Source organism: Trinickia sp. (assembly GCF_035492435.1).
Taxonomy (GTDB): Bacteria; Pseudomonadota; Gammaproteobacteria; order Burkholderiales; family Burkholderiaceae; genus Trinickia.
The window spans coordinates 1-3,093 of the sequence record NZ_DATJJF010000162.1 but is presented as its reverse complement, the minus strand read 5'-3'; the positions used below and the strand labels follow the sequence as shown (position 1 = coordinate 3,093).

Below are 3,093 nucleotides of genomic sequence, written 5' to 3'. Positions count from 1 at the left end.
AACGAGTATACGCTGTCCGCGCCGATGATCAGGTGATCGCTCAATTGCACGTCGACGAGCGCGAGTGCATCGCGCAACGTCTGTGTCAGGCGGCAGTCGCTTGCGCTCGGCTGCACCGCACCGGACGGGTGATTGTGCGCGACGATGAGGCTGGCGGCATTCGCGGCGAGCGCGCGGCGCACTATCTCGCGTGGATAGACAGCCATGCGCGTGAGCGAACCGCGCGCGTTTTCCTCGCAACGGATCAGCCGATGGCGAGCGTCGAGAAAGAGCGATACGAACACCTCCTGCGGTTGTCCCCCGATTTGCAGCCGCAAATAGTTTTCCACCGCTTCAGGGGAGTTCATCAGGCGGCGCTTTCGCATCTTGTCGACGAGCGAACGGCGCGCCATTTCCATGATTGCGAGCAACTGCGCCTTTTTTGCCGGGCCGATGCCGCGAATGCCGTCGAAATCGGCGTAGGTTGCGTCGAGCATCCCGCGCAAAGAGCCGAAGCGTTGCAGCAGCGTGCGCGCGACGCTGAATACATCGTGGCCGGGCAAACCGGAGCCGAGCACGAGCGCGATCATCTCGGTATCGGACAGCACATGGGCCCCCTGATTGATCAGCCGCTCGCGCGGCATGTCGCGCTTGAGCCACTTGCCGTGCAGGAGCCGTGGGCGCTCGCGTGCATTGGATGCGCTCCCCTCGGTGGCGGCGACGGCTCCAGCGCGCCCGGTCGGTCTGGTCGGGTCGGGGTGCTCCCGGGTTCCGGCCGACCTCATAGTCCCGGCCATTGCGGCAGTTGCAGCGATTTCCGAGAACCCCGCGGCTGCAGGCATTGCAACCGCGGTAGCGGCTTGGGCAGCGGGCTTCGGCTTCCCCCTGGCGTCAACTGAGGGCGTCTCGTCGATGGCGCTGGCGAAATCAGGCATATGTATAGAATCCTCCGCGTTGGCTTGGCGGCGCGCGGTGTGACGCGCTGCCGCCGCGGGCGATGGACTCGAACCGTCGCCCGCTAGGTGGCTTACAATAGACGCTTTGCGCACGGCATCCGACGGTTTGCCACACGCGTCGACTGCGCCCGCGGCGCACGCGTGCAGCGCGCTTCGACAGAGCGAGCATTGCATGAGCATCATCGACATTTCCGAAGTGAAACCCGGTTCACACGTGACGCTTCACTACCGGCTTTCCCTTGCCGATGGCGCTGAAGTCATCAACACATTTACCGATAAGCCAGCCACGCTGCTGCTCGGCGCGGGCCAACTGGCGCCGCCGCTGGAAGATATTTTGCTGGGTTTGAAGGTAGGCCACCATTCGACCTTTCAGCTAACCCCTGATCAGGCATTCGGTCCCCGCAATCCGGAGCTGATCCAGCGTGTGTCGCTCGCCACGCTGCGGGAGAACAGCATGATCGGCGAGGATTTTTCTCCGGGTGACCTGGTCGAATTCAACGCGCCGGGAGGCGGGCGCTACGCCGGCGTGTTGAAGGAAGTCGGCGAAACGTCGGCCCTGTTCGATTTCAATCACCCATTGGCCGGCCAGTCGCTGGCGTTTGAAGTGAAAATCATCGGGATTCTGTAAACATGAGCATCACGGAAACGACTCTCGCCGAAGCGGAGATCCTGCTGGCTCAGCCACGCGGTTTCTGCGCCGGCGTCGACCGGGCAATCGAGATCGTCGAGCGGGCCATCAAGCTGCACGGCTCGCCGATCTATGTGCGCCACGAAATCGTCCATAACGCCTATGTGGTCGAAGATCTGCGCAAGAAGGGCGCGATTTTTATCGAAAGCCTCGAGGAAGTGCCGGCCGGCAATACGGTGATCTTCAGTGCGCACGGCGTGCCGAAGGCCGTGCGTTCGGAGGCGGAGTCGCGTGGGCTGCGGGTGTATGACGCGACGTGTCCGCTCGTGACCAAGGTGCATATCGAAGTCGCGAAGATGCGCCAGGACGGTTTCGACATCGTGATGATCGGTCACAAGGGTCACCCCGAGGTCGAGGGGACGATGGGCCAGACCGCCGAAGGCATGTACCTCGTCGAAGACATCGAGGACGTGCAGGCGTTGCAGCTCGCCGATCCCGAGCGCATCGCATTCGTCACGCAAACCACGCTGTCGGTCGACGACGCGGCGGAAATCATCCGTGCGCTGAAAGCCAAGTACCCGTCCATCCGTGAGCCGAAAAAGCAGGACATCTGCTACGCGACACAGAATCGTCAAGACGCGGTGAAGTTCATGGCGCCGCAATGCGATGTCGTGATCGTCGTCGGCAGCCCCAACAGTTCGAACTCCAACCGCTTGCGCGAACTTGCCGAAAAGCTCGGCGTGCCCGCCTATATGGTCGATTCTCCCGACCAGATCGACCCGGTGTGGGTCGAAGGCAAGCGTCGCATCGGTGTGACGGCCGGCGCGTCGGCGCCGGAGGTGCTGGCCCAGGCGGTGATCGCGCGTTTGCGCGAACTCGGCGTGCGCAACGTGCGCGCGCTCGACGGTATCGAGGAAAACATCGCATTTCCGCTGCCGCGTGGACTGGGTCTTCCCGCCTGACTTCCTGTTAGCCGCACTGAAAGAAAAGCGCACCCAAGGGTGCGCTTTTTTTATGCCTCCGTGTTCGGCGCTCCATGTAAAAAATAAGTACCCGATCGACGGGAGTTGGTAATTTGAGTGGCCTTGCGCACAAATCAAATCGAATTGTGATCCGGTGTTTTATTGATTTTGCGACGATGCATCCCCGTTTTAAGCTGCAACAAATGGGATTTGTGAATTAATGATGCACTGAATTAGTGCATTTTATCCGGGATGCGCTAAAAGCTGATATCGACGCAAAGGCCCGTGCCTCCTGCATTTAGCCACGAATGCCCGCAACACTTGATGCCATTGGGCTCGAAGGCGGTGCAACTGGTGTGCAAAAAAGAATCGCAACCGGGTTGCGCTTTTTAGCGGTTTTCGCTCTCAAAATATGGTTGCAATGCAGGAAAACCCTGCCGGTTCAACAATATTGCCAGCCGCATAATTGGAGTTACAATGCGCGCGTTCTCAAGGCCTCGAGGTCCTGAACAGTGGATTTTGCAAGGCGCAGGAGACCTTACTTGATGCGAGTCAAATTTGCTTACGC

General features: G+C 60.4%; 3 protein-coding genes. 2 read left to right on the top strand and 1 reads right to left on the bottom strand.

Going from position 1 to position 3,093, the window contains the following annotated elements; translation table 11 throughout:
- Positions 1-914: RadC family protein (gene radC, locus VL598_RS12070; RefSeq protein ID WP_325326957.1), on the bottom strand; the 914-nt coding region annotated here is incomplete at its 3' end.
- 193 nt (positions 915-1,107) lie between these two features.
- On the opposite strand from radC, the gene VL598_RS12065 reads away from it, so the two are divergent.
- Entirely contained in the window at positions 1,108-1,563 is a 456-nt protein-coding gene (locus tag VL598_RS12065; RefSeq protein WP_325326956.1) for a peptidylprolyl isomerase, read from the top strand.
- A gap of 2 nt (positions 1,564-1,565) precedes the next feature.
- Positions 1,566-2,525 carry a 4-hydroxy-3-methylbut-2-enyl diphosphate reductase gene (gene ispH, locus VL598_RS12060; RefSeq protein ID WP_325326955.1) on the top strand — a complete coding sequence of 320 codons (960 nt, stop codon included), beginning with the start codon at positions 1,566-1,568 and terminating at the stop codon, positions 2,523-2,525.
- The last annotated feature ends 568 nt before the right edge of the window (positions 2,526-3,093 follow it).

Excerpts from the sequence above, each read along its gene's own strand:
- VL598_RS12065 (WP_325326956.1), top strand. The coding sequence starts at position 1,108 with ATGAGCATCATCGACATTTCCGAAGTGAAACCCGGTTCACACGTGACG.
- ispH (WP_325326955.1), top strand. The coding sequence starts at position 1,566 with ATGAGCATCACGGAAACGACTCTCGCCGAAGCGGAGATCCTGCTGGCT.